The sequence below is a fragment of the Rhodococcus sp. T7 genome (assembly GCF_009872365.1).
GTDB lineage: Bacteria > Actinomycetota > Actinomycetes > Mycobacteriales > Mycobacteriaceae > Rhodococcus_F.
Map to the genome: position 1 here is coordinate 1 of NZ_WXYH01000129.1, position 5,588 is coordinate 5,588.

At 61.6% G+C, this 5,588-nt stretch carries 1 protein-coding gene; it reads left to right on the forward strand.

The window, feature by feature from the left end; translation table 11 throughout:
- Nucleotides 1-5,588 (forward strand): non-ribosomal peptide synthetase (locus tag MLGJGCBP_RS15370; protein ID WP_160096656.1); only part of this gene is annotated, 5,588 nt, incomplete at both ends.

Here is a 5,588-nt window from a genome sequence, read left to right on the forward strand (position 1 = left end):
CTCGAGGTGCAGTATGCGGATTTTGCGTTGTGGCAGCGTGAGGTGTTGGGGTCGGAGGATGATCCGGCGTCGTTGATTGCGCAGCAGGAGTTGTTCTGGACGGATGCTTTGGCGGGGTTGCCGGATCAGTTGGATTTGCCGGTGGATCGGCCGCGTCCGGTGGTGGCGTCGAATCGGGGTGCGAGTTATTCGTTTGCGGTCGGTGCTGATGTGCATCGGGCCTTGAATGTGCTTGCGCGGGAGAGTAATGCGACGTTGTTCATGGTGGTGCATGCGGCGTTGGCGGTGTTGTTGTCGCGGTTGTCGGGGACCGGGGATGTTGCGGTGGGGACGCCGGTGGCGGGGCGTGGTGAGGAGGCGCTCGACGAGTTGGTCGGGATGTTCGTGAACACGGTGGTGTTGCGGACCGAGGTTGATCCGGGTGTGTCGTTCACGGAGTTGTTGGGGCGTACGCGTGAGGTGGATGTGGCTGCGTTCGGGCACAGTGATGTGCCGTTCGAGCGGTTGGTGGAGGTGCTTGATCCGGTCCGATCGACAGCGCGGCATCCGTTGTTCCAGGTGGCGTTGGCGTTCCAGAACGTGGGTCAGAGCACGTTCGAGTTGCCGGGGTTGTCGATTTCGGGTGTGGAGTTCGATGCGGCGGTGGCGAAGTTCGATTTGCAGGTGACGGTCATCGAGTCGGTCGACGAGCAGGGTGTGTCGGCGGGGTTGTCGGTGCAGTTCACGTATGCGACGGATTTGTTCGATGAGTCGACGGTGGTGGGGTTCGCGGATCGGTTTGTGCGGGTCCTCGAGGCGGTGACGGTGGATTCTGCGGTGCCGGTGGGGGACATCGAGCTGTTGTCGGGGGACGAGCGTGCGCAGTTGACGCATGTTCATGGTGAGGGTGTCCCGGCTGCGCGGACGTTGTCGGAGATTTTGACTGCGGCGGTTGCGGTGGATCCGGATGCGGTGGCGGTGCGGTTCGATGGTCGGTCGGTCTCGTACCGGGAACTCGACGAGCAGTCGTCGCGGTTGGCCCGACTGTTGATCGCACGCGGCACCGGTTCGGAACAGTGCGTGGCATTGTCCTTTCAGCGCTCGTACGAGATGGTTCTCGCGGTATGGGCGGTCGCGAAGACGGGTGCTGCGTACGTGCCGCTCGATCCGACACTTCCGGTGGATCGGATGCGGTATGTGCTCTCCGATGCCGGTGCTGTCGTCGGTCTGACTGCTTCGGTGTTCGCGGGCGACATGCCTGAGGACACGGAGTGGCTCGTTCTCGATGATGCCGAGTTCGGCGCGCGCATCGCGTCAAGGTCAGCGGCACCGCTGACCGATGCGGATCGGCTTTTGCCTGTCAGGACGGAGAATGTGGCGTATGTGATCTATACGTCAGGCTCGACGGGACGCCCGAAGGGCGTGGCGGTCACGCACGGTGGTTTGAATGCGTTGCTGGCTGACGCGGTCGAGTTGTACGGGGTGGATGCCGCGTCGCGCTTCTTGCACATATGTGTTCCGAGTTTCGATCCGTCGGTGCTCGAGTGGATGGTGGCGTTCTCGCGGGGTGCGAGTTTGGTGGTTGTGCCACCATCGGTTCTCGGTGGCGCAGAGTTGGCGCAGTTGCTTGCCGAGGAGAGGGTGACGCACGCGATCATCACGCCGGCGGTGTTGGGGTCGGTTGATCCGACTGAATTGGACGACCTGGCGGTGGTGTCGGTTGGTGGTGATGCGTCGACGCCTGAGTTGGTCGCCCGGTGGGCTCCAGGCCGCAAATATGTCAATGGGTATGGTCCCACCGAAACGACCATCATCTCCACCTTTGGTGAGCTGACCGCGGGCGCGCCGGTGACAATTGGGGCACCGGTCGCAGGGACTTTTGCGGCAGTGTTGGATTCGCGGCTGAATCCGGTGCCGACGGGTGTGGCTGGTGAGTTGTATCTCGCCGGTGACGCGTTGGCTCGTGGCTATCGCGGGCGTCCAGGATTGACTGCTGAGCGGTTTGTCGCGAATCCCTTCGGTGAGGCGGGCTCCCGGTTGTATCGCACTGGCGATGTCGTGCGGTGGACCTCAGGAATGAATCTCGAGTATGTGGGACGCTCGGATTTCCAGGTGAAGGTGCGCGGTTTCCGGATCGAGCTCGGTGAGATCGATACCGTGATGGCGGCGCATCCGAGTGTGGACTTCTCGATCACGGTCGGCCAAGAGCTGCCGTCGGGCGCTACTGGACTGGCAACGTATGTCGTTCCTGTACATGGGCATTCGATCGATACGGTGGAGTTGTCGGAGTTTGTCGGGCGGTCCTTGCCGGCATATATGGTGCCGTCGGCATTCGTGGTTCTCAATGGCTTACCGCTGAATTCGAGTGGCAAGGTGGATCTCAAGGCGTTGCCGGAGCCAGTGCTCGAGGCGAAGGTGTATCGGGCGCCGCAGACGCCGATCGAAGAGATCGTGGCGAGGGTGTTCGCCAAGGTTCTCGGGGTCGAGAGGGTTGGCCTTGATGATGATTTCTTCGAGTTGGGTGGAAATTCGCTGATCGCGATGCAGGCGGCCTCCCATTTGGGTGCGGCGCTCGACACCGCGGTGCCCGTGCGGACGTTGTTCGAGGCGTCGTCGGTGCATTCTCTGGCGGCGCGGGTGGAGGAGCACGCGGGTGTCGGTGGCCGTAGGCCGTTGGTGGCGCGGCAGCGCCCGAAACAGGTGCCGTTGTCAATGGCCCAGCAGCGGTACTGGTTCCTCAACCAGTTCGACACCACTTCTGCCGTAGATAACATCCCAGTGGCGATTCGGTTGTCCGGGTTGCTGGATGTGCCTGCTTTGCAGGCCGCGGTCGCGGATGTCATGGAACGTCATGAAGTCTTGCGTACCGTGTATCCGGTTTCCTCTGGGCGTCCCGTTCAGGTCGTCATGCCGGTTGCACGCGTTGTTCCTGACCTGACTCCGGTACCGGTCGAGGGCGATGCTGTACATGCGCGCGTCATCGAACTCGTGTCGAAGGGCTTCGACGTCACCGGTGAAGTGCCGGTGCGGGCTGCATTGCTCCGCATAACGCACACCGAGCATGTGTTGGTATTCGTAGTCCACCACGTAAGTGCTGACGGCTACTCCATGGGACCGTTGACGCGTGATGTGATGGTGGCGTATACAGCGCGGCTGAACGGTGATTTACCGCAATGGGCGCCCCTTCCTGTTCAGTACGCCGATTACAGTCTGTGGCAGCGTGAGCTGCTTGGCACCGAAGACGATGCTGATTCACTGATCACCCAACAGGTCGGCTATTGGCAGGCGGCACTGTCGGATCTGCCGGATCAGTTGGACTTGCCTGCAGATCGACCGCGTCCGGCGACCCAGTCTTTCCGCGGCAAATCAGTGCAGTTCACACTTGACGCGCACACGCGTCGGGCATTACTGGATCTGGCGCACCGTAACAACTCGACGTTGTTCATGGTGATACATTCGGCGTTGGCAGTACTGCTGGCGCGGTTGTCTGGGACAAGCGACATTGCGGTGGGCACTCCCATCGCCGGCCGTGGCGAACAAGCAGTCGACGACCTGATCGGCATGTTCGTCAATACACTGGTGCTGCGAACTCGAGTCGATTCGGGTGACACATTCGCCGATATGCTCGGCCACGTGCGTGAAGTCGATCTGGGTGCGTTCGGCCACGCGGATGTGCCGTTCGAGCGGTTGGTCGAGGTACTCAATCCACCACGGTCAACAGCGCGCAATCCGCTATTCCAGATCGGTCTATCGTTCCAGAACCTGGCGGAGACCAGTATCGCACTCCCCGGACTGGAAGTGAGCGGCGTCGACTTCGACACGAAACTCGCAAAGACGGATCTTCAGCTGACAATGGTCGATCGTCATGGCAGTGGCGGTGAGCCTGAGCTGATCGAAGCAGAGTTCAGCTATGCGACGGATTTGTTCGACGAGTCGACGGTCAATGATTTCGCGGAACGATTCCGACGAATCCTCGACGCGGTAGTGAGCGATTCATCGCTGCCGGTCGGCGACATCGATCTACTCGGTGCAGAAGAGGTGACTCGCCTCCTCAGTTCAGGGAATGGCTCCGCCCGCGAAGTTCCCGGTGCGACGTTGGTGTCGTTGTTCGATGCGCAGGTGGCGCGGACGCCGGGTGCGGTGGCGGTGGTGTTCGAGGGTGAGCAGCTCACTTTCGGTGAGTTCGATGTTCGGGTGAATCGTCTTGCGCGGCTTCTTATCGCCCAGGGTGTGGGTTCGGAGTCGTTGGTGGGCTTGGGGATTCGGCGGTCGATTGATCTTGTCGTCGGTATGTACGCGATCGCGAAAGCCGGTGGTGCGTATGTTCCGATCGATCCTGATCATCCGAGCGAGCGGATCCTTCATATTTTGGATACGGCGGCTCCGGTGTGTGTGTTGACGACGGAGCGTGATGGGTTCGAGGTGCCGGGGCAGGGGTCTGTGATCTGTGTTGACACGGTGGATGTGTCGGGATTCTCGGGTGCGCCGGTCACGGATGCGGATCGGGTGTCGCCGTTGCGGGCGTCGAACTCTGCGTATGTGATATTCACGTCGGGGTCGACGGGCCGTCCCAAGGGGGTGGCGGTCAGCCATGAGGCGATTGTCAACCAGGTGCTGTGGATGCAGTCGGAGTACGGCATCGACGAGTCGGATGTGTATTTGCAGAAGACGGCGACGACGTTCGATGTGTCGTTGTGGGGTTTCTTCGTTTCGTTGATCTCGGGTGCGCGGTTGGTGGTGGCGACACCTGATGGTCACCGGGATCCCGCGTATTTGGCGGATACGATTGTCGAGCATCAGGTGACGGTGACGGATTTTGTGCCGTCGATGTTGACGGTGTTCGTGTCGGCGGTCGCGGAGGAGGCGTTGTCTTCGTTGCGGCATGTGTTCGTGATCGGTGAGGCGTTGCCGGTGGAAACCGCGCGTGGTTTCACTGCGGTCAGTGGTGCTGGGTTGCACAACTTGTACGGTCCGACGGAGGCGGCAGTCAGCATCACGTATCACCGGGTCGACGGTGCCGAGTCGAGCGGTGTGCCGATCGGTGTGCCGGTGTGGAATTCGCAGGTGTTCGTCCTTGATGGGCGGTTGCGTCCGGTGCCGGTGGGTGTTCCGGGTGAGTTGTATCTGGCGGGTGTGCAGTTGGCGCGGGGGTATGTGTCGCGGCCGGATCTGACGTCGGACCGGTTTGTGGCGAGTCCGTTCGGTGGTTCGGGTGAGCGTATGTACCGCACGGGTGATCTGGTTGCCTGGCGTCCCGATGGGGTGCTCGAGTACATCGGTCGTACTGACTTTCAGGTGAAGTTCCGTGGGCAGCGGATTGAGTTGGGGGAGATCGAGTCCGCTTTGCTGGTGGACGGTGCGGTGTCGCAGGCTGTGGTGGTGGTGCGCGGTGATGGGCGTGCCGGGGATCAGTTGGTGGCGTATGTGGTTCCGGTGCCGGGTGGTTCGATCGAGGCGGATCGGTTGCGTGTGTCGGTGGCGGGGCGTTTGCCGTCGTACATGGTGCCGTCGGCGTTTGTGGTGTTGGGGGAGTTGCCGCTGAATGCGTCGGGCAAGTTGGATCGGAAGGCGTTGCCGGCGCCGGTGTTCGAGGCGAAGGTGTTCCGGGC